The organism is Rhizobium sp. NLR10b, assembly GCF_019685435.1.
Taxonomy (GTDB): domain Bacteria; phylum Pseudomonadota; class Alphaproteobacteria; order Rhizobiales; family Rhizobiaceae; genus Rhizobium.
On sequence record NZ_JABDWV010000021.1, the window covers coordinates 1 to 20,095 of the forward strand.

Genomic DNA, 20,095 nt, shown 5'->3' on the forward strand with positions numbered 1-20,095 from the left:
TTGCATGCCGCTTCAACCCGGAACTCAGCGCCAAATACGACCTCCTCATCAAAGCCGGCAAGCCGCCGAAGGTCGCCATCACAGCCATCATGCGAAAGATCATCCTGCTGGCAAACGCACTCCTGCGGAAAAACCAAAAATGGACACCAAAAGCCGCTTGATCAAAACGGATACTCTAGCCTCGGCTGCAGCAGTCCGGCCGCTACGATTTACTCGTATTTTCATCGAGTGCTGAACGCAATTTCGCCTGCATCCACTGGAGGTGCTGTTCGAATGCATGCGCGCGGAAACTGGCGTTATTGAGGAAGTTCAATGTGAAGTCCGACAAACGCGTAGGGACGTTGTTCGGCAGAGCCTGCCATTCGGCAAGCGCCACAGGAAGATATCCGCGTATTGCCTGACGGTTCAGCCACGGACGGAGGTGCCGTGCGTCCCACGGTTCGGCACCGATCTGGTGACACATGTCGCCGACGAGTACAGTCCCATTCACGATACGAGCAGCGAGGGGTCGACGTTCCGCCAGCATGGCTTCGGCTGCCTCAAGGCCTTGGTCGAGATTGATCTCGAGCACCTCGATTTCGTTGGCCGAAGCAGTCGGATCCGGCGGAAGCCGCCAATCCTCACCCAACACTTCGGCGGCGCCGCGAAGATAATGATATCCATTGAGCTGCCGCTCTACCTTCTCATAGAGCCTGCGAAGGCCAGCCTTTTCCAACATTTGGAGGACGCGTGGACCAGCCTTGACGAGGGGGTCAAGGACAAAACCGGCTCGGGTGGCGATGATCCTTCGCAAACGTTTCTTCCACCCCTTTCTTCCGGCAAACCGATGGATCTCGAGCAGCCGCTGTATGTCGGGGTGCTTGCGAGCCATCAAGGCATCGGAGCGTCCCTCCTGATGCCTGCGCACCATCTTTCCGGTGAGTGTCATCGTCTGATGTTCGAGATGATAGCCGAGTGCGTCAGGAGCAAAACGAATTGGAACTCCCTTTTTGATCAGACGGAGACCAAATTCGAAGTCTTCTCGTGCACGGGCGAATTGAGGATCGAGCCCGCCCATAGCGTGAAATAGTTCCGCATCCAGCGACAGGTTTCCTGTCAGCACATCGGTAAAAGCGAACCGATGTCCAGGGAGGGACACGCGCTCGAAGTGCCTCGTCCACCATTCGCGGGCGCTGAGGCGGAAGCGGTCCGTCGCAATGTGCGGAAGTGGCGGATAGGGGCCTATCACTACGCCCCCGGGGTGGCGCTGATGTTCACCGACATGCGCCCCAACAAAGTTTTCCCCGGGCTCAATGTCGTCGTCAAGGAAGATTAATAAACGGCCGCTCGCGACCTGCGACCCCGCATTACGGGCGAGTGCCGGACCGACGCCCGGCAACGACAGGGTACGAAGGGGAACGCGGGTACGAAGCGACGCGAGCATTGTCGACGTGTCGTCCTCACAGCCGTCCGCCACAACCAGGATTTCGAATGCGGGGGTCCCATCTCGCTGAGCGTCGAGCTTGCCCAGAAGCGACCTCAGCATGGCGGCACGGTTATGCGTTGGTATGATAACGCTGATGTCAACCATCCTTATGCCCTGCCTTCGCTGCTCGCGCCCGCGCGCGCAGATAACGGACCGGGCCGCTCGCAGCCCCTCTGAACTGGGTTAAGGCGTCGTTGTAAGGCAGGCTGAATTGGTGTGTCTGTCGACGTTGAAAAACTCGCCGAAGAAGCCTGATGTAGGAACGAACCATGCGAGGGAGCGCACGCGGGTTTCCCTCGAACACGAGGGCTTTCGTCAAGATGGCGAACGATGCAGCCTCGTAGCCATACATCTGCTGCTGCAGTTCCTTGCTTGAGCGACGATGGCGGTGCCAGTTCAGAGCCTCGGGATCGTAGATGATCCGATAACCGGCTTCGAGCACACGCCGGAACATGTCCGTGTCGCCACCCGCCAGGCTGAGCGTTCCGGCGTCGAGGGCCTCGTCGAACCATCCTACCGCGTCAACGATGGTTCGGCGCAATGCCATATTGACGCCGGCACCCGCATGCCATCCGGTGAACGGGTCAAGGTTGTGGGCGTCATAGACCTGGCGCCTGAAGCCACGGCAAAAACCGCCAAAATGTTGAAAGGCGATCTGCGAGTCCGTTTCCAGCTCTGCCGCCATGGTGAGGCCGGTTACGGCCAGCACCAGGGGGTCCTCGAAATTGCGAAGCAAGGTTCTAAGCCATAGCGGGTCGGGGACCGCATCGTCGTCGATGAACGCAACGACGTCTGCTCGTGCGTTGCGAAGGGCAGTATTGCGCGCGACGTCGAGACCAGGGCGCGGTTCGCGCAGATATCTCACAGTGTTGAAGCGGCTGACTAAATCTCGCGTGGCGTCGTTCGATGGGGCATTGTCGACGACGAGGATATCGGCCTTATCGGGCATAGCCAATAGCCCGATGAGGCAGCGCTCCAGATCTTCGGTACGATCGCGCGTGCAGATCACGACGGAAGCCTTCGGCAGCTGACTTGGCCTCGGTGACGGGTCAGGGAGGGCCAGCCGATGCCTCAACCAGGCCTCGAACACCGACGAACCGGCCGCAGACAGAATTCGTTCCTTAATTGGCGTCTTGCCGCCTTCGGTGTCGAAGGCGATCACGGCTTGGCCGCACGGACGACCGGCGACCCGGATCAGCACAAGTGCACCCTGATAGTCACCCGTCGGTTCAAAATCCGGCGGAAGGTCAAGAATGTCGATGTCTCGAACCGCAAGGCGCATCAGGAGTTCGGATCCAATCTGGGCTGACCCAATGAGCCGTGGTCCGGCGAGGCGGCGGGGCGCGACTGCACCTGCTGCCACAGTGTCGGAGGATTCAGCATACCCTTTCTTGGGCCGGGTCCGGTCACGGCGAGCGGATAGACTTCGGCATGATAATCGTAAACCTGCTGCCAATCTGCCGAAAAAAGGCCTACCGTAACGCGATAGTCGCCCGGAGCCAGGTCGATTCGATTGAGTGTTGTTTCGATGCGCACCGTGTCCGAGTCTACGACAGGAGCGAATTCGGCCAACTTGCTGTCGATCTCGAAGCAGCACGTATCGTCCGCAGCGTAGACGCCGATGACGATAATGGCATTGCGATCTCTGGTGGCACCAACATAGGTCAATGAAATTGACAGCCGGTCGCCCGCAGCGATGGTGCTTGTCGGCGTGCTTTGCTCATTCAGCAACGCCACGGCTGTGATCTGGAGTTCACCATTGCCGAACCGGCTGACCTGCGGCACCAATTCGACGGGCAATTTTGTAACGGCGAACTGTTCGTGCTGGACGCTGGCGACCTTCGCCTCGACAGCCGAGGTATAAAGCGGCAGCATTTCGTCGATTGGCCCGTAGCCCACGACGCGGCCGGCTCTCAGGAACAGCACGTGATCGCAGATTTCTCTTATCTGCGAGACGTCGTGTGACACGAAGAAAATAGTGGCGCCGCCATTCAGTATCTCCTTCACCCTTGCAATGCACTTCTGCTGGAAGGCTTGGTCGCCCACGGCGAGGGCCTCATCGATAAGCAAGACGTCCGGGCGCACATGGACTGCCACGGCGAATGCTAGGCGCATGCGCATTCCGGTGCTGTAACTGCGAACCGGGTTCTCAACCGCCGCCTCCAACTCGGCGAAGGCCACAATCTCGTCAAACCGCTCGGCAACCTCGGTTCGCCGCATTCCCGCGATAACGCCCAGCAAGTAGATGTTCTCGCGCCCCGTCAAGTCGTCGGTCAGCCCCGCCCCAATATCGAGCAAGGCGCCAATTCGACCCACCACCTTGATCCGCCCTTCGTCGGGACGACCAACGCCGCCGATCAGACGCAGCAAAGTGGACTTCCCGGCCCCGTTCAGCCCGACAACGCCCACAGCTTGCCCTGGCGTAACCGCAAAGCTGATATGGCGCAGGCCCCAAAAGCTTTTCGACTGCACCATGGACCGCCTGGACAGAAGGTAACCCTTCAAGGTGGTGGAGCGCCCCCCCCCTTGCGCACCATAGCGTTTGCCGACGTCGTGGACGGTGATGGCGCCTTGTCTCATAGTTCGTCCACCAGGCGCGCGCTGCCACGCTCGACCAGCCAAATGCCGGCGAAGAGCATCGGCAAAGAAATCAGCGCAGTCTTCCAATAGATCGCAACGGGAGGCCACGCGTGTTCGACGAAAATGGCGCGGTAGCCCTCGAGAATCCAGGCCATCGGGTTCAAGGTGTGAATTAGCGCCATTGGCTCACTCGCCTTAAGCGGGCTGTAGAACACGGGCGTCAGGTAGAAACCCAGCATCAAAAATACACCTACCAAATGTTGAGTATCGCGGAAATGGACATGCGCGATCGCAACAAGATAGGACAGACCCATCGTGAACAGCGCCTGCGCAATGAAAACGAGTGGAAGTGCCGCGATGCTTAAAGTAAGGCCCCCGGTCTCGATAAACGAGATGATGAAGAGGAGTGGCAGAGCGAGCAGAAGGTGCACTGCCTGTGTGATGACTGCGACAACAGGGAGTATCCCGATCGGAAAGCCTGGCCGGCGCACCAATTCGCTGCTGCCGGTTATGGAAGTCGCCGCTGCGGGTACAGCAGTGCTGAACCAACCCCAGGCCAACACACCGGAAAAGACGAAGGTGGTGTAATGGGGAATATTTAGGGGAAGGACGTGACGAAAGATCAGGGAAAAAATCAGCAGCTGGCTCAATGGCCGCATCAAGGACCAGCCGAGGCCAATTGCAGACCGTTGATATCTCATCTTCAGATCGCGTGCCAGAAGTGCTAACAGCAGATCGTTCCATTGCAGACAGATGTGAATCAACGCCTTCCACCGATCACGACGCCAGTATTGGTCCCCTCGCTTCGCGCGATCCAGCGCATGATCCTTGAGATGCTCAGGCATTTCGGCTCACTTTTGCCATCGGTTAAATACACCTTGCCTCAAAGTAGTAAAGATCATCATACTCGCGAACTGACACGGTAACTCCAGCGTGATCTTTATCGCAGGAAGCAACAATTATGCCCATAGTTTCCATCATTACACCGGCGCATGGAGCGGAAACAACACTTTCCTCGACGTTGGAGAGCCTGATAGCGCAAAGTCATTCTGACTGGGAATGCATCATCATTGATGATGGCTCAACCGATCAGACCGCCGAGATCGCGGATCGTTTCGCAGCTCGGGATACGCGCTTCCGAGTGCTGCGGCAGGAGCAGAGCGGCGTGTCAGCTGCTCGCAATGCGGGGCTGGCAGAGGCGAAAGGCGAGTGGGTCGTCTTTCTCGACTCAGACGACGCGTTGGCACCGTCCCATCTCGAGATCATGCTGCATCACACACGAACTTTGCCGCAGGCCGACATTCTGCATTGTGGTTGGCGCCGCCTGAGACATGGGGCTCCCTGGTGGCAGCCTCACCCCGCGGTGAAAATGGACAATCCGTTTGCCGAAACAGCGCGCTATTGCCCCTTCGCGATTCACGCCGCCTTGCTTCGCCGGTCCCGGCTTGCAGAAATCGGCGGCTTCGATCCAGAGATGAAAATGTGCGAGGACTGGGACCTGTGGCAGCGCCTCGCCCGGGCTGGCGCCGAGTTTGCGCCTGTCGAAGGCCTGATGGCTGATGTTAGCGTAACGGCCGGCTCGCTGTCGTCAAACAGGGTCAAACATCTCGATTTTGGTCTTAAGGTGATCCGGCGCGGCCACCATTCCGATCCCCGCGTCACCGATCCGGTGCCGGCGCTCGCCCAGGGAATAACGCAGGCCGCGTTGGGAACAGCGTGCTGGTATCTCGCAATCTGGCTCGTCGGCGCCTCAATAGGCCAAGGCGACAATCCTGGCGAACTGCTCGACCGAGTGGCAGAGCCTATTCCACCTGACGCCGATGTCTACGCGCTCATTGCGGTAATGATAGACGGCATTGTGGTCGGCGCCTTCGCGGACGAGCCGATTTGGCCCGGACTTTGGGCGAAGATCCAGGACAAGCTTCCCGAACTGGAGGCTTGGTTTAATCGGCATGGTCCCCAAGAAGCTTTTGGTTCCCTGTTGGTTCGTTCAATGGAGCGAAAGGTCGCTGACCAACTACCCACCAACGTGCTCACCACGATCGGAACAACAAGGATACAGCCAATTGACTTGGATCGCCCTATCGTCGACCTCATCTTGCCCGGCATTGAGCGGTTGCGCTGTTGCATCTGGCGAGGTCCGACCCCGCTAGGGCAAGTGGAGTTTGTTGTCTTTGGAGCAATCGAAGCCGATACGATACGAAATCGACTCAGGATGGTGTTCGGCCCGGAGTTCGATCAGGATGACCGGCGCGCCTCCTCCGCCAACAGGGCAGCGCCAAGCCACCGCGGAGTAGCTCGACGGGTGCTGAAGCTCATGGCGAAAATATCATATTGGGCCAAAGCTAAGAGAGTCGCGCGTCGGTGGAGCAGAGAGGAGCCGACACCGACACGCGTCGAGTCGATATCGGGCATCGCGCATGCTGGGCGCGTTGAATTCGATCGAATCGTCGAAGAGGAACGTCAGCGGGCGGTTGCAGCCTCGACCCGGATGTTAAAGGAGACGCCGTCGAAAAAAACCGGACCGGTGGGCGATGAGGTGCCAAGGTACGATACGGAAGCGTACTGGGAGGAGCTTTTTTCCCAGGTCGATCCTTGGGACTACCGAAACAACTATGAGACTGTGAAATATTTCCAAACACTGTCATTGTTGGACGATCGGCGCTTTTCAAACGGCCTTGAGCTGGCCTGCGCGGAAGGAACCTTTACACGGATGTTGGCCGCCCGCGTCGACAACCTGCTGGCAACCGACATTTCGGCGTCGGCGGTCGCTCGAGCGGCCTCGCTTCAGGACCATGATTCCACGGTAGCCTATCGCCAGTTGGATCTTTTGCGCGACGACCTGGAAGGGCCTTACGATCTCATCGTCTGCAGTGAAGTTCTGTACTATTTCGAGAACAGAGAAAAGCTCCGGCAGATAGTCGATAAGATTGCGGGCAGTCTTCGCACTGGTGGTTGGTTCGTTACCGCCCACGCCAACCTCCTGGTTGATAGGCCGAATGAGACAGGATTTGGGTGGCCGCATGAATTCGGCGCGATTGGCATAGGTGAGATGTTTGACCAGCATCCGGACTTAACTCTCTCGGTTGAAGCCAAGAGTCCGCTTTATAGAATCCAAAGGTTCGAGAAGGTAGAGCACGGGGGCTTCCTTGAGCCGACACGCGTGGAAGTAAACACGGCGCAGCCTTTGCCTCTTCAGGTCGCCAGCCAAGTGCGCTGGAGAGGCGGGCAGGTTGTGGAAGCGGCCGCCGACTGGAACGATGTCCCGATCTTGATGTATCATCAGGTTTCCGACGACGGCCCGGAACAGCTTTCTCGATACCGCCAGTCTCCGGCGGCTTTTGAATCTCAACTGGCCTTCCTGCGCGACGCCGGATGGCGCGGAATAACATTGGATCGGCTGCTTGCCTGTTTCGACGAAGGTGCCAAACCGCCCGAAAAGACATTAGTTCTGACTTTCGACGACGCTACACGCGATTTTATGACGCATGCCCTTCCGCTGCTGCATCGATACGGCTTCCCATCCTCTCTCTTTGTCCCAACCGAGAGGGTCGGCGGCTCTGCAATATGGGATTCGGCCTATGGACCGCCTGCTCCACTGCTAACTTGGGAGGAACTTGCGGCGGTCGCGAACAGCGACGTGACGCTGGGCGCCCACGGTGCCCGGCACGTGCGTTTATCTGCCCTGGCACCGGAGAGCCTGTTGCGAGAGCTTGCTGGCTCCAAAGCTATGCTTGAGAAATGCCTAGGTCGCGAAGTGCTGGCGGTCGCATATCCGTACGGCGACTTCGACCCCGCTATCCGGGACATAGCCGAACAGTGTGGCTACCGGATCGGGCTAAGCTGCGTCGGTGGCACGGTGCGGGCGGATGCAGATAAGCTCGCATTGAAAAGACAGGAGGTTTTTCGCGGGATCACCCAGTCAGAGTTCGCAAATCTGCTATTTGGCTGAGACAAGAACGGAGGGTTCCACCGTCCAACCCGCATCGTACTTTGTTCCTAGAGCAAAGCGATGATTGGCGTTTGGAGAGAAACAAGATTCCCGTTTCAGCCATGATCGGGCCTTTCTTTTGAGGCTCCTCATTGCCTTTGATCCCGTGTCGACCGCAAGCATCTTGGCGGCAATTGGCTTGTCATGTCGCGACATTGTTGCCACAAGTTCGATGAGCGCGCGGTATCGGCCCTGTTCAACCGCCTTCTGGACGAGCCACCGGCCACAGCGGCGTAGGCCGACACGGATTACAAAATCCTTTTCCGGGTGTCTCTTGAGCATTTCCTCCGCGACCAGAATCCAGGACCTTAGCATTCGCGTCAGGTTGGATGACATGTTGTCGGGGGTCTGGCGATAGCCGACAAGATGATCCGGCACCACCACAAAAGATGAGAATTCAGCGGCCAAGCAGTAGAAGAGGAGATCTTCACATCCCTGCGCGTCACGCTGTTGGAGTGAGGCGTCAAATCCTCCCGTCGCGTCAAGAATATTCCGCCGTACGAGTGGCGAGCTTGCATTTCCAATGAAGTTATCCGCAAGTACCTCGTCGAGCACATCTCCCTCGATGGAAACTTCATTGCTGCGGTAAATGATGTAATTCTTGTGGTCAATCATCGCATACCAAGTGTAGACCAGCCCGACTTTAGGACCGCCTCTCTCCAATGCCGCCAATTGTCGCTCAATTTTATCAGGTGACCAAAGGTCATCCGCATCAAGGAATGCCACTAGGTCGGCAGACGTAGAGCGCCAACCCGCATTTCGAGCAGCCGCGACGCCGGAATTTCTTTGCTCTAATACTCGCACGCGCGGATCTATGTCAGCGATTGCTTGCGCAATAGCCAGGGTATGGTCCTTAGAACCGTCGTCCACCACGACGATATCGAGCGCTTGATGTGTTTGATTACGAACGCTGCTGATTGTTTCAGCCAGAGTTCGTTCCGCGTTATAGGCCGGGATTACAACAGCAACAGTTACATCACTTCTTGCCGATTTCTTCAAGCTCTCAACTCCGAAGTCTCCACGATCGCAATTAAGATACACCAAGATGCAGGCTTGAGTGTCAATAGATGGAATAGTGGTTACTCGACAAAGGTATTTCTAGCCAGCAGCTGTTGGTATTCGATAGATTGCCGGTCCCGCTGCGCTTTGGCGCGGGCCGCGCCAATCATGCGCGTTCGCAGGATGCCGAGCTCAAACTCGCCGATGCCGACATTCATGCCCAACAACGAACTTTAGCCCGACAAGGAACCCACACCCGTCGAGATCGATGACGCGCAGGGCTTTGGCCAAAGTGCGGCCGCTCAGAGGAATTGGACCCCCCTATCCCGCTGGTCGGCGGATGGTGACGCTTCAGGACGAAGGCCTTGTTCCGGCACCTATCGAAGATCGGCCGGTGCGGCGGAAAGTCCGTTGCGACGCCTCGAAGATGGAGCATCTCCGCCAATCGAGAGAAAACGAAATGCTTCGGAACGCCGGCGCTTCCACTCTATCGGCAAGACCCCTCCTTTTAAGTACAATTGAGAAAACCACAAATATTAGGCACACTGAAAAGGCGATAAATTGTGGGAAAAGCATAATCCACAATAATAATCCGTGACAATATCGAATTTAATGGCAATCATAGCTTCGTACTGCGCAGGCAATCTTGCCCGAGGACCCGTCACCACCCCGGCGGGTCCTCAGCTTTGCTGACCAGAGTCTTTCAGGGTTAGCTTGAAGCATTCCGCCGGGCCAGGTTTTCGTCAGGGCAAAGGCGATTGGCGACGGGCATACCCCTGGTAGGTGCGAGCCGATCGCCTTCGGCTGGAGATGCCGGACTGATCGCCGGCCGACTCCGTTTGAGCCAACGGCGATGGTTCCGGGGTCGGACAAGACGAAATCAGCGACAACACAAGCAAGGACCGAAGCTCCGGTGCAATGACGGGGCAGTTACGCAGGTGATATTATTGTCGATCAGAGATCATCCTGCTGTGGGTTATATTTGGTCACCGCATCTTATACATATCATTAGCAAAATCTCATTCATCTTTCGGTAGAAATATAAATGCAACTTTTGTCTGAAATGAATGTTTTCATGGTTTGATATAATTTGATTTGTATTATGCTCTCCTTGGGGCTTATTAATTTCTGACCGGTAGATAACCGATATGAATTCTTGTTAGAAAACACAAAACCGCTCCGGTTATTTTGCCCATCGCCGTGTCGGCTGCGCAGCAACCAAATAATACTTTTGAAGGGGCACAACGACCGGCGACCCGGCAGTCTTCGGATCGACCGGCACCGAAGACGTGGCGGCGCAATTCGATATCAAAGAATGATGATCTTGAGGCGAATGACGCTTTGAAACAGCGGTGAATCAAGGAATTATCGCCGTTCATCACGCCACCGACCAGATGGCATGAAGCAGCTTTCGACTGGTCATGACAATTCGCGTGATGAGCCGAGACCCTCGGTACGACAAGCCGCAGCCTAAGAGACGTCCACCCTTGTTCAAGCGCCCCCGCATGGAACGATGGCTCCGGAGCACCCAACGCCTCGCCGCAGGCAACAAGCCCCGAATGTCCGCTCACGACCAAACCTGTGTCGAAATGGTCGCACCTCGTCATCGAATTAACCGTTCATAAAGCATTTACTTGCTCAACTTGTAATTTGTGTCATGGTCACTGCAAGTAGTGAGGAGCCGATCTGATGAGTGATATGGCATCGCAGATTCCGGAATTTGGTTATGATGAACGCGTGATGATCTGCCGGAAACAGATTGAGAAGGCGGTTTATCAGTTCATTGCAAACACGAAGGTCGAGGGGTGCGATCCGGCGGAAGTCGCAATGGCTATCGCCGACATTGCCGACGATTACATTTTACTGCTGGCACAGAAGCGCAATTTGACCCATTGAAATCAGGGATCGGCCAGGCCGGCCGGCGCCAGACGCCCCTGAAACGAGCATCGCCGCCGTCTCCTTGCCCGGAGACAACGTCAACGAAACCGCTTACCATTCATTTGAGCCTATCTTTCTGCCGGGCATCGAACAAATTCTGACCAAGCGGCAATCATCCGACAGCCCACGAGGCGCCGGGCCTCTCCGAAGCTAATAATTCAGATGGATTGCCGATACACTGGGCCTGCAGAGCAGCTGGCATTTCAGCCGGCAGCACCCGTCTCTTGAAACGATCGAGACCCTGCTGTTCGCGACCATCACCGGTACACGGGCGCCCATGACCTCGGAGCCCACGCTATTTTTCACGGTTATCCAAAGTTCTGAAGCAGCAAGGCACCGACCGGCACATCGCCGGGAACCGCAATCGATTTTCGGAAAGCGCGATGCCTGGATCAGGGTGTTAAAGCGTCCTTTGTGCGTCCGATAGGACGCACGGGGCTCTAATGACTTTTTATGCTCACGAGGGGAACCGGAGAGCTCAATTCGGCCAACTCTCTGGTCAGCCCCTCCCCGACTTCCTGCTTCACCGCCTCAAGAGCAAGGTCGAGGCAATTCGCCGCGAATTGCAGTTTGACATCCTGAGCAACCTGGCGTGCATAGGCGATCATCCGTGCCAGTGCGACCAGTTCGTCCAGACCGTCTTTCGCCCCTAAATCTCCATCTATTTTAACAGTCGATGTCACGCCCATGCCCATTTCTCCAACGAATGGAAGGGATGATACGCGGGCTGACGTGGTCGGGCCCGTGAAAAAAGCGTGACACAACTCTCGGTGACGGTCGTCGGCTTCACTTCACAATACAGGCCGTGTGGAGAACGAGGTTTCGCGCAGTTTCCAGGACAAATCGGCATGCACGCGAATATCGGCGGTCGACTGCACCACCTTTAGCAATTCCAGTGCATCGACGCGCTTTTGATCAACGGAATGCGACACGAGGGCAGTCAGAAGCTGCGGGCGATCCGGCTCAGCTACGCCAGCGCATTGCTCGACGATTGCCCGCCACGTCCGTCTCTTGAAGAATATTGCGCTCGCGGCGTCCTCGATGACTTGGCGCCGCGGATCTGGGAGCAACTCATTCCTTTCCATGGCATCGAGCGTGGCGCTGACATTTACGAGCGGTATCGTCAGCGGCTTGCCGCCCAGTGCGCTCGGCGCATGCACGAGCGCGACGGCGGCATCATCGACCAGCCGACCCGTCCGGTAGTCTTCGAAAATGCGGCCGATCCCGATCATCCCGAATGAATGACATTCCGCAGCGCGCAGCGCGCCCATGCTTGCCGCCCCAAAGACCGTCACGCCAAGCGAAAGAGCACGGAGAATTTCCTTGTGCCAGACCGGCGCGGCGTATTCGAAACCGCCATCGATCAGGCCGATGACATTGGCACCCTGTTCCACCACAGCCAGAACATCGCCCTGCGTGGCGGGCGGCAGGACGCGTATCCCCTCGCCGGCAAGTGAGGCTGCGTCGGGAAGACTGGGACCCGCGAAAATGACCTTCAAAAACCTATCGCTCTAGCGAGCGCCCTTGTTCCAAACTGGCGAGCACGCGGCCCCTCCGGATTTTCGAGTTCGGGGATAACGACCTTGACGACGCCAAAGGGAAGCGTGTTGTCGCTCAGGCGTACGGCAATGACCGAACTGATCCCCTTGTTTCGCAATGTCTCCAACACATGCTGCAGCAAATGCGCCAGATCCCGTTGTTCCGGCGTTCGGTGGCGGAAAGGACCGGCAGCCGGCGAGACCGGAACTGCGTCGAAGGCTCGCCGCATCAGCGGCGGCAAGGATCTCGAGAACGTGGCGGGAGAAATATCGTCCCTGGCTCCGCTGATATAAGTAAGTCTGGATTGCGCGGCTTCCGTTACCGCCCGGATGGCCGCGCGCACGGGAGACGGATGGGCTCCCGTACCACCGGTCACCTCGACAAGGCGAATGTCGCTGCCGCCGCGGCAATCCCGCTGGCCTGGAGCGGAATCGCCGGGACCCAGAATGGCGGTGAAGCAGGGAATGGCGATGTCGCTTGTGATATCGAAGAGCCTGAGCGCCAATCCTGGTTTTTCGATCTTGTCGATCAACCCGGTCAGTGCATCGTCCCGGAAGCCGCGGGGGTCGACGCAGCCGGCATAACGATCCCTTTCCGCGCCAACCTGCCACAGCACATGCGCATCCCGCTCGATCCGTTCGAGCACCCCGTGGAAAACGGCCTCCTCGATATTGTTTCCCGATGCCAGGCCGTCAGATGACATCCAGTATCGCGCATCACGCGTGCGGTCGAGCAGCACTGCTTCAAAAGGGATATAAATCGTTTCGCCGGTGAGGATGTTGATGCCGGCCACCCATTCCGTCTCCTCGTCCGGCCCGAGATCGGGTTTATGCATGGCGATCAGGCAGTTCAGCGTATCGATCTTGTGCCCCATCGCCTGCAGACCGAACGAGGTGCTGCGGACAAGATCGACGAAAGGTTCGCCGGCAACTGCCCGTTCAATGGCCTCCATGACAGTGGACACCTTGGCATCGAGATCGGTCAGGCCCTTTCCTTGAGCAATCACGATTGATCGCGAATTCGGAGTATAGGCGCACCAGACGGGAATTCCGACGTCATCAAGCCCGGTATGTCGCGCAACCCTCGTTATGCCGAACCGAGCCAAAAAAGGCTCGACGCGGGAAAGGGTTTCCCGCGGCGATAGGATCCTGTCGGAATACATGGACCGGTCCGTCAGAATGCCGGCTCAGCCGTCGACGTGACCGGAAAGCGCGACCTGCGCCGACGAAACGGCGACGGCTAAATCGACGCCCTTCACGAATATGCCGCCGGCTTTGCGCAGGCTGCTCGCAGTCGCCAATTCCCCCGTCGGATTGAGCGGCTTGACGGTGCCTGCGTCGAGATCGGCTAGCCAAAGACCTTCCTCGCCCGGTATTCCTATAATGACAGCTTTCGCCATGGTATGCCCCTCAGCTATTGTTAAAAACCAGCCTTCAACAGGCCCTCCCGATATAGCTCTTTTTGCCAGTGCTCCTTGAAGGGAACGATGGCGAGCCACTTCTCGACGTCGAACACCGGGTTGATGCTTTCGGCGCGCTGCCGATGGAAGAGTGCCCGTTTTCGATCGCCGATCATTGCGCAACTGGCCGCGGCGATACGATGGGCCGGTGCTTTGTCTTTCATCGCCTCGACATAGGCGATGGCCTCCTCATACTGTTCCAGGAAGAAACTTGCTCCCGCGGCACACCAGAGATAGGCGTCAGGTGCGATCGGATTGAGCGAAATTGCCTTTCTGATCTTGGCGAGCGCGTCGCCGGGGCGGGATGCATGCACGAGCGTGTCGGCATGACTGTAGATGACATCGGCAAAATGCGGACTGAGCTCTTCCGCCAGATTAAGGGCTGCGACGCTGGCATCCACATCACCCAGATAAAGTCTGGTGACCCCGAGCTCACGATGGCCCGCCGCCGATTCCGGATCTCGCTCGATTGCGCGAAGCGCATGCTGCTCCGCCAGGTGCAGCAGTTCATCGTTTCCCTGCGCCGTCACGAGCCACTCGCTGGTGAACGTTCTTGCCAGCCCCGTAAATGACGGGGAGAAATCCGACCTATGCGACAGCGACAGCCTGAATGCCTTCCTTGCCCGCCGGATATGCGGCAGCGTCAGCTTGCTCATCAGGCTCGAGCCGACGAGATAGGCGTGATAAGCCTCAGGATTGGCTTCGAAACGTAGCCGTTCCTCCTCGTTTTCAGCCAGCTCACGCGCCACCGACTCGGTCAATTGCTGGGCGATAACCCGCCTTTGCCGCGGCAATATATCGGGGGTCATCTTAAAGCGATTGGCCCAGACGATCTCATCCGTGGGGAAATAGATCAACTGGGCGAACAATCCCTCTTCGGAAAGTCGGGTATCGAGAAGATAGGCGATCGAGTGCCTGGCGACCACCGCGGCTTTTTCGGAGTCGCGGCGGATCTGTCCGGCCGTGTGCGGAGCGACAATGGAAATATGCCGAAGCGCACAGAGTTCGATTGTGACGTCTTCGATCAGGGCGTTGGCAAGGGCAAGTCCGGCATCGGCGTGCTTCGCCGTCGGGGGAAGCAACACCAGACGGGGAAGGATCCGCGGGATCGGCGATATGCGTTCGATATCGGTCGACTGGCTGCCGGACTCGGGACGCTTCACCTCCACCCTTGCATGACCGCCGCCATCCGGCAATCTCTCGCCGAACGATGAGCCGCCGGATAGCCGATGCAGCAATGCCCTGACCTGCTCGTCATTTGGATCCCGCTCGAGGATTTGCAGGGCGGCGCTGGAAATGATGCGCGCCGCACCCGGCTTTTGCACATCGGGCACCGCCTCCAGCAATGCTTGCCGCAACTGCAGCGCATGGGCGTCACGCTGCGCCCTGATCCAAGCCTCTATCTGCTTTGTCGCCGGCTTGATATTTCCGATGAACCCGCGCTGGGTCGATTCGGCGATCGCCTGTAGTCGATCCAGCGGCGGGCCGCTGGCCCGAAAGACATCCAGATCGCTGGAAACCGCCTGCTTGTTGAGGCACACCATCGTGGCACTGAAATCGAAAGCTATTTCGGTGCGTCCGCCGTCCATCTCGCGGATGCGGGACAGCATTTTGCGCAAATTGAGCCGCGCCAACTCGGGCTCGACGTCGCTCCATAGAAACTGGGCCAGTTCATAACGGCTGAGTTCATGGCTCCCACCCGCATAGATATGGGCCATCATCAACAGACCTTTGATCGGATAGCGAACCGGCTCGCCATCCGATTCAGTCAGCCGCAGATCGCCGAATGTCTGCAGATGAAGCACGGCCCGTCCTCAGTTGTGTATAAAAGGATCCTGCAGGTCGCTGTCGACGTCAGGCAATCCCGTCATCGCCAGAGTTTTGGCCAAGGCGACCAGCTTCTGCCTGATGTTGGGATCCTCGATGGCGATGAACGCTTTATTGAGCGCGAGCCCTTCCTTCGAGGATAAAAACTTATTCAATTCGCTTGTCTCGCCTTCGATCGGCCCGGAACCACCGTTCTCGAAGAAGAAGCCGACCGGCACCCGAAGGATCTCGGAAATGCGCTGAAGGCGGCTGGCGCCGATGCGGTTCGTTCCTTTTTCGTATTTCTGAATCTGTTGGAAGGTGATGCCAAGAAGTTCGGCCAAACCATGCTGGGTCATCCCGAGCGTCTTTCGCCGAACTCTCACGCGGTTGCCAACATAGACATCGATGGAATTCGGCGATTTGGCCTTCATCTGCTTAAGTCTCCCGCTTCATCAGTACGCGCGCTGTATAATGGAGAGTTTAAGCAAGAATGCAACTAAAAGTAAATATTTCGTAACGTTTTTTTTCAGCACAGCATGCAGTAGAAACCAACCCTGAACTACTGCGGCGAACGACACGATGTCGCGCCGACTGGCTAAAGCGGCTTGTCGGCGACGGCGATCATTGATTTGGCGAAGGCAGGAATTCTTCCAACATATTCGAAACGGACGTTATCGAAGCCGGTCTCCAGCAACAGTGTGCGCAACGTGTTTTTCGACCAGAACTTGATATGCCCATGATCCTTCAACGGCATGAAGTGATCGTCCATTTTTCCCGTCGCAGCCAGTGCAAGATTCTTCAGATAGCCGTGATAGGGCGTCGATATCACCGCGATGCCGCCCGGCTTGACGAGATCAAACATCGTCGAGGTGAAGCTCTTCGGATCGTAGACATGCTCGACGACCTCCAGGCTGATAACGGCACTGAAACTGCCATAATCCCGGGACAGGTCGTCATAGGCCGAGCCAACGCTCAGCGCCAGCCCGGGATGACGGATATTGGCCTTTCCGATCCCGTCGCTGGAGGGATCGACGCCGACGACATCATATCCTGCTTTCGCAAGAGCCGCGGCGGCCCCGCCGGTGCCGCATCCGAGATCGAAGACGTCATTTTCCGCAGACCCGTCGAAATGATCCCCCAGTACATCGAAGATTTTGGGCAATATGTAGGAGTGTGCGGTTGTCGGTTTGGCGTGAATATAGGTGGTTGCGTCTAGCTCGATGGACATGGTCTCTCCTTTCTGCTGTTGCACGCAAACCCTATCAATTAATACGTCGAAAATTTGATCGAATTCACCTAAATTCGTCAGCATATAAATATATGTTTCTGCAAAACCTGGAATTCGTTGGATAATTCTAAATGCTTTGCGCGAAAAAATTGCGGAAATTAAGCTAATTTACCCGATAAAGATAGGAAGTATCCAAATATTACCGATCGTTAGTTGAAATAAGCATGTCAATTCAACAATCTTTTCAAAAAACTCGAATTTATTTCAATCCAGTTCCGAGAATGCCCGTTTATGCGATCACAGAAGCGGCAAGATCAGCGGCTACCTCTCGCGGAATTGCCGAACGCTGTGGTGGAATTCTCGGCTGGAATGCTGTTGAAGCGCTTTCGGCGAACCTGTCGCGCTTTTCATGAGGGCGCGGATGAAAGAGCGCGCTCGGTTGCAGACACGAAGCCAAAGATATTTAACCGGGTCATGTATACTCCAGACAGACCAACGAAACCCTTCTCGCGTGCCGGAGAAGACAAGCTTGCCCGATAATTCGTCGCCCGCATATGCGAAACAGCCGGCAGGAAAACCGCGGATTCCCGTGATCTTCTGGTTGTTACTGACGCTTTCCCTCTCGCTGGTCATCGGAACGGTGCTTCTGTCCAACGACATGAAACATTTAAAGGCGGTTGGGCATTATTTCGGCGTCGACCTTTCCCCCCCTGAGGTTAAGCCGTCACCGCCCAAAACCCTTCCCCGACCGGCGCCGCCGGCAGTCTACAAGCTTCCCCTGCATGCCACCGAAGCGCCCATGGCACAGACCGCGTCGGCCTTTCTGCGCACATGGCGCATATCCGGGCCTGCAATGTGCGCGGCGCTGCGCCAAGCGGGCGTTCAGACCAGCGAATGGGCGGCGGCCAGCTTCAACGCCGGCACGTTCGAGTGCTTTTACGAGCACAGTGCCAAGCGCGAAAAGGATCAGCTCGCGAATTCAATCTTCGTCATTGTTCGTGGCGATGCCGCCGGCACGATCAGCAGTATGCGCGTAAAGGTCGTCAATCCCGGAACGGATCAGAACGGCCAGCTCGATCCGGCTATCCTGCGCATTTTCGAAACCATGCTGCGTCAACCGCAATGGCTCGATTTTCATGAGACCCTGAATGCGATAAAAAACCTGAAGGATGTCAAGGAAGACGGCTTCGGAGCCAACATCGCCTTCACCCACGAAGTGCTCAATCCGGAGCGCTACAATTTTACCCTCTCGCTGGATGCAACGTCGGGCCCCCAAAGAAGGGCGAGGAATTACTTTTCCGGCAGAACATGGCTTCCTGCGCCGGAGCCCACAATTGCGGCCAACCGCATGCAGCCGCAACTTCCCCGTCAAGAGCCGCCGGCAGAAAATCGCAATTAGAGCCGCGTGCGGCGCACTTCAGACGATGCGACTTGCATCACCGTGATGTCTGGACAGGATCCTGTAAAGCTCCATCAAGCTGACTGAACCTGGCCGTTCGGCCCCTTCACCGCCGGCCAGACGCCAGAGACGCTCCACATTGAGGTCCTGAGTAGCCTGCGCAAGTTCGTCGTTGAGCGAGCGGATGACGCGTGCCGATCGACGCAATCGCAACGAGGTTCTGACGAGCGCGCCGAACAGGAGGAGAATGATGCCGACTACCCCGAGAGCAAACGTCGCGAACTGCCGATCATCAAGAAGGGATACGCCGCTGCGAACAGGCGCCATAAAAAAAGCGGCATTTTGAAATGCCATACAAAAATAGTTCATCAGGTAATTAAACCATCTTTCATAGCGAGCTTCCTCCCGCAGCGGTTTGATATCTTGGATCATGCAGAAGAATCTGGAAATTACCGTTGTTATCCACATCGCTGAAAAGACATCGAAAGTTGTACCGATATCCTAATTAAGATCGACGTCGATGGATCGCAGTCCGCAAGCTTGACCCGTTGATTCCGCCGCAGACGTTAAACACAGCCAACAGTGAGAGAAAGAGTGAATAGAAGACGTTTCCTCGCCTCCATTCCGCTCGCCCTGTTATATGCCCGCGAGGGTCAGGCTTTGGCGCAGGTGCCGCCGTCCGCGGGGCTGCGCGCCCTTGCCGACAGAAAATCGTTTCGATTCGGTTCGGCGATCGATCCGGAGGATGTCGGCAATCCGATTGCGTCTCAGATATACATCGACAACGTCAATTCGATAACGCCGCGAAATGCGCTGAAGTGGAATGCAACGGAAAGGCGGCCAGGCGTCTTTTCCTTCGGGCCCGCCGATCAAATCGTTGCGTTTGCACGCAAAAACAACATGAGGGTTTATGGACACACGCTCGTCTGGTATCGCACGCCCGACTGGGTGTCCGCCATCACCGACGCTGAGACCATTCGGGCGGCGATGAACCGTCATATAAAACAGATTGTCGCTCGCTATAAGCGGTCGATCGATGCGTGGGATGTGGTGAACGAACCTTTGGAATATGATGCGCCGGATCTGCGGGACTGTATTTTCCGACGCCTTCTTGGCGACGACTATATCCGCATGAGCTTCGACATGGCACACGAGGCCAATCCCGACGCGGTGCTGGTTCTCAACGAGACGCACCTGGAGAAAAAATCCGGCGTGTTCGAACAGAAGCGTGCACGCATCCTGAAGATTGTCGAGGATCTCGTCGCCAGAAAGACGCCGATCGGCGCCGTCGGGCTGCAATCGCATTTCCGCCCCGGTCTCGATCGGATCGATCCGGAGGGAATGGGCCGATTCTGTGCAACGCTGAAGGGTATGGGTGTCGGGGTTTTTATCACCGAACTCGATGCGTCCTGCCACTTCCTCAGCCGCGACACGAGCTCCACGCCGGTCTCCTATGCCGAGATTTTCGGTGACGTGATCACCATCGCAGCCGAGCGTGGTGACTTGAAAGGCGCCACCGTTTGGGGCATGTCGGAGAAATATGGCGGGCTTGACGAGAAGGACACCAAACCCGGCGCGACATGCACGAAGCGCGTTAATCTTTACGACGAAAACAACGATCCGAGAAGTTCGATTGACGGCATCAAGCGGGCAATAGAGGCAATGTGATCGCCAAGACAGTGGAGACG

The 20,095-nt window shown here is 57.0% G+C and carries 19 protein-coding genes; 5 read left to right on the forward strand and 14 right to left on the reverse strand.

What is annotated here, in order from left to right; genetic code table 11:
* Positions 1-202: 202 nt before the first annotated feature.
* From HJB91_RS27255 to HJB91_RS27270, 4 genes are all read right to left on the reverse strand, one after another.
* Entirely contained in the window at positions 203-1,570 is a 1,368-nt protein-coding gene (locus HJB91_RS27255) for a glycosyltransferase family 2 protein (protein ID WP_221156449.1), read from the reverse strand.
* Positions 1,563-2,747 (reverse strand): glycosyltransferase family 2 protein, encoded by a 1,185-nt coding sequence (locus HJB91_RS27260; protein ID WP_210630280.1) that lies wholly within the window; start codon positions 2,745-2,747, stop codon positions 1,563-1,565. The genes HJB91_RS27255 and HJB91_RS27260 overlap by 8 nt, the downstream gene beginning before the upstream one ends.
* On the reverse strand, positions 2,747-3,940 hold the full coding sequence (locus HJB91_RS27265) for an ABC transporter ATP-binding protein (RefSeq protein WP_259665253.1): 1,194 nt from the start codon (positions 3,938-3,940) through the stop codon (positions 2,747-2,749). The genes HJB91_RS27260 and HJB91_RS27265 overlap by 1 nt, the downstream gene beginning before the upstream one ends.
* Before the next feature lie 101 nt (positions 3,941-4,041).
* Positions 4,042-4,890, reverse strand: a complete 849-nt coding sequence (locus tag HJB91_RS27270; protein ID WP_210630277.1) for an ABC transporter permease — start codon at positions 4,888-4,890, stop codon at positions 4,042-4,044.
* A 116-nt stretch (positions 4,891-5,006) separates the two neighbouring features.
* Between HJB91_RS27270 and HJB91_RS27275 the strand changes: the two genes are divergently transcribed.
* On the forward strand, positions 5,007-7,997 hold the full coding sequence (locus tag HJB91_RS27275; RefSeq protein ID WP_221156453.1) for a trifunctional glycosyltransferase/class I SAM-dependent methyltransferase/polysaccharide deacetylase: 2,991 nt from the start codon (positions 5,007-5,009) through the stop codon (positions 7,995-7,997).
* On the opposite strand, the gene HJB91_RS27280 is transcribed toward HJB91_RS27275, so the two are convergent.
* Positions 7,986-9,035, reverse strand: a complete 1,050-nt coding sequence (locus HJB91_RS27280; RefSeq protein ID WP_221146913.1) for a glycosyltransferase family 2 protein — start codon at positions 9,033-9,035, stop codon at positions 7,986-7,988. The two genes, HJB91_RS27275 and HJB91_RS27280, sit on opposite strands and share 12 nt — an antisense overlap.
* Before the next feature lie 80 nt (positions 9,036-9,115).
* Positions 9,116-9,253: a hypothetical protein gene (locus HJB91_RS27285; protein WP_221102647.1), complete on the reverse strand. Its 138-nt coding sequence runs from the start codon at positions 9,251-9,253 to the stop codon at positions 9,116-9,118.
* Positions 9,254-10,724: 1,471 nt separating this feature from the next.
* On the opposite strand from HJB91_RS27285, the gene HJB91_RS27290 reads away from it, so the two are divergent.
* The gene (locus HJB91_RS27290; protein WP_004676311.1) at positions 10,725-10,931 is read left to right on the forward strand and encodes a hypothetical protein; all 207 of its coding nucleotides are present in this window, start codon (positions 10,725-10,727) and stop codon (positions 10,929-10,931) included.
* A 482-nt stretch (positions 10,932-11,413) separates the two neighbouring features.
* Here HJB91_RS27290 and HJB91_RS27295 read toward each other — a convergent pair whose 3' ends face one another.
* The 7 genes from HJB91_RS27295 to HJB91_RS27325 all read right to left on the reverse strand — a co-directional run bounded on the left by HJB91_RS27295 (position 11,414) and on the right by HJB91_RS27325 (position 17,008).
* Complete coding sequence (locus HJB91_RS27295) at positions 11,414-11,662, reverse strand: hypothetical protein (protein WP_210630270.1); 249 nt, start codon at positions 11,660-11,662, stop codon at positions 11,414-11,416.
* Between the two features lie 102 nt (positions 11,663-11,764).
* On the reverse strand, positions 11,765-12,472 hold the full coding sequence (locus tag HJB91_RS27300) for a TfuA-like protein (protein ID WP_210630268.1): 708 nt from the start codon (positions 12,470-12,472) through the stop codon (positions 11,765-11,767).
* Entirely contained in the window at positions 12,469-13,674 is a 1,206-nt protein-coding gene (locus HJB91_RS27305) for a YcaO-like family protein (protein ID WP_221156454.1), read from the reverse strand. Before HJB91_RS27305 ends, HJB91_RS27300 begins: the two co-directional genes overlap by 4 nt.
* A 24-nt stretch (positions 13,675-13,698) precedes the next feature.
* Complete coding sequence (locus HJB91_RS27310; RefSeq protein WP_085779099.1) at positions 13,699-13,911, reverse strand: hypothetical protein; 213 nt, start codon at positions 13,909-13,911, stop codon at positions 13,699-13,701.
* Between the two features lie 20 nt (positions 13,912-13,931).
* A complete protein-coding gene (locus HJB91_RS27315) occupies positions 13,932-15,776 on the reverse strand; it encodes a peptide antibiotic resistance protein (protein WP_221156456.1) in 1,845 nt (614 codons plus the stop codon).
* A gap of 9 nt (positions 15,777-15,785) precedes the next feature.
* Positions 15,786-16,211: a helix-turn-helix domain-containing protein gene (locus tag HJB91_RS27320; RefSeq protein ID WP_210630264.1), complete on the reverse strand. Its 426-nt coding sequence runs from the start codon at positions 16,209-16,211 to the stop codon at positions 15,786-15,788.
* Positions 16,212-16,375: 164 nt separating this feature from the next.
* Positions 16,376-17,008 carry a bifunctional 2-polyprenyl-6-hydroxyphenol methylase/3-demethylubiquinol 3-O-methyltransferase UbiG gene (locus tag HJB91_RS27325; protein WP_184453866.1) on the reverse strand — a complete coding sequence of 211 codons (633 nt, stop codon included), beginning with the start codon at positions 17,006-17,008 and terminating at the stop codon, positions 16,376-16,378.
* A gap of 224 nt (positions 17,009-17,232) precedes the next feature.
* Between HJB91_RS27325 and HJB91_RS27330 the strand changes: the two genes are divergently transcribed.
* Together HJB91_RS27330 and HJB91_RS27335 are read left to right on the forward strand one after the other, a co-directional pair.
* Complete coding sequence (locus tag HJB91_RS27330; RefSeq protein ID WP_210630262.1) at positions 17,233-17,421, forward strand: hypothetical protein; 189 nt, start codon at positions 17,233-17,235, stop codon at positions 17,419-17,421.
* 116 nt (positions 17,422-17,537) lie between these two features.
* On the forward strand, positions 17,538-18,407 hold the full coding sequence (locus HJB91_RS27335) for a DUF6030 family protein (protein ID WP_259669964.1): 870 nt from the start codon (positions 17,538-17,540) through the stop codon (positions 18,405-18,407).
* A gap of 18 nt (positions 18,408-18,425) precedes the next feature.
* Here HJB91_RS27335 and HJB91_RS27340 read toward each other — a convergent pair whose 3' ends face one another.
* Positions 18,426-18,839, reverse strand: coding sequence for a hypothetical protein (locus HJB91_RS27340; RefSeq protein WP_221156460.1), 414 nt, complete (start codon positions 18,837-18,839; stop codon positions 18,426-18,428).
* Positions 18,840-19,001: 162 nt separating this feature from the next.
* Between HJB91_RS27340 and HJB91_RS27345 the strand changes: the two genes are divergently transcribed.
* Positions 19,002-20,075 (forward strand): endo-1,4-beta-xylanase, encoded by a 1,074-nt coding sequence (locus HJB91_RS27345; RefSeq protein ID WP_221156462.1) that lies wholly within the window; start codon positions 19,002-19,004, stop codon positions 20,073-20,075.
* Positions 20,076-20,095: the final 20 nt, after the last annotated feature.

Coding starts and splice junctions, on each gene's coding strand:
- HJB91_RS27305 (WP_221156454.1), bottom strand. CDS start 13,674: ATGTATTCCGACAGGATCCTATCGCCGCGGGAAACCCTTTCCCGCGTC.
- HJB91_RS27310 (WP_085779099.1), bottom strand. CDS start 13,911: ATGGCGAAAGCTGTCATTATAGGAATACCGGGCGAGGAAGGTCTTTGG.
- HJB91_RS27285 (WP_221102647.1), bottom strand. CDS start 9,253: ATGAATGTCGGCATCGGCGAGTTTGAGCTCGGCATCCTGCGAACGCGC.
- HJB91_RS27265 (WP_259665253.1), bottom strand. CDS start 3,940: ATGGTGCAGTCGAAAAGCTTTTGGGGCCTGCGCCATATCAGCTTTGCG.
- HJB91_RS27295 (WP_210630270.1), bottom strand. CDS start 11,662: ATGGGCGTGACATCGACTGTTAAAATAGATGGAGATTTAGGGGCGAAA.
- HJB91_RS27270 (WP_210630277.1), bottom strand. CDS start 4,890: ATGCCTGAGCATCTCAAGGATCATGCGCTGGATCGCGCGAAGCGAGGG.
- HJB91_RS27260 (WP_210630280.1), bottom strand. CDS start 2,747: ATGCGCCTTGCGGTTCGAGACATCGACATTCTTGACCTTCCGCCGGAT.
- HJB91_RS27290 (WP_004676311.1), top strand. CDS start 10,725: ATGAGTGATATGGCATCGCAGATTCCGGAATTTGGTTATGATGAACGC.
- HJB91_RS27275 (WP_221156453.1), top strand. CDS start 5,007: ATGCCCATAGTTTCCATCATTACACCGGCGCATGGAGCGGAAACAACA.
- HJB91_RS27320 (WP_210630264.1), bottom strand. CDS start 16,211: ATGAAGGCCAAATCGCCGAATTCCATCGATGTCTATGTTGGCAACCGC.
- HJB91_RS27340 (WP_221156460.1), bottom strand. CDS start 18,839: ATGATCCAAGATATCAAACCGCTGCGGGAGGAAGCTCGCTATGAAAGA.
- HJB91_RS27255 (WP_221156449.1), bottom strand. CDS start 1,570: ATGGTTGACATCAGCGTTATCATACCAACGCATAACCGTGCCGCCATG.
- HJB91_RS27330 (WP_210630262.1), top strand. CDS start 17,233: ATGTCAATTCAACAATCTTTTCAAAAAACTCGAATTTATTTCAATCCA.
- HJB91_RS27325 (WP_184453866.1), bottom strand. CDS start 17,008: ATGTCCATCGAGCTAGACGCAACCACCTATATTCACGCCAAACCGACA.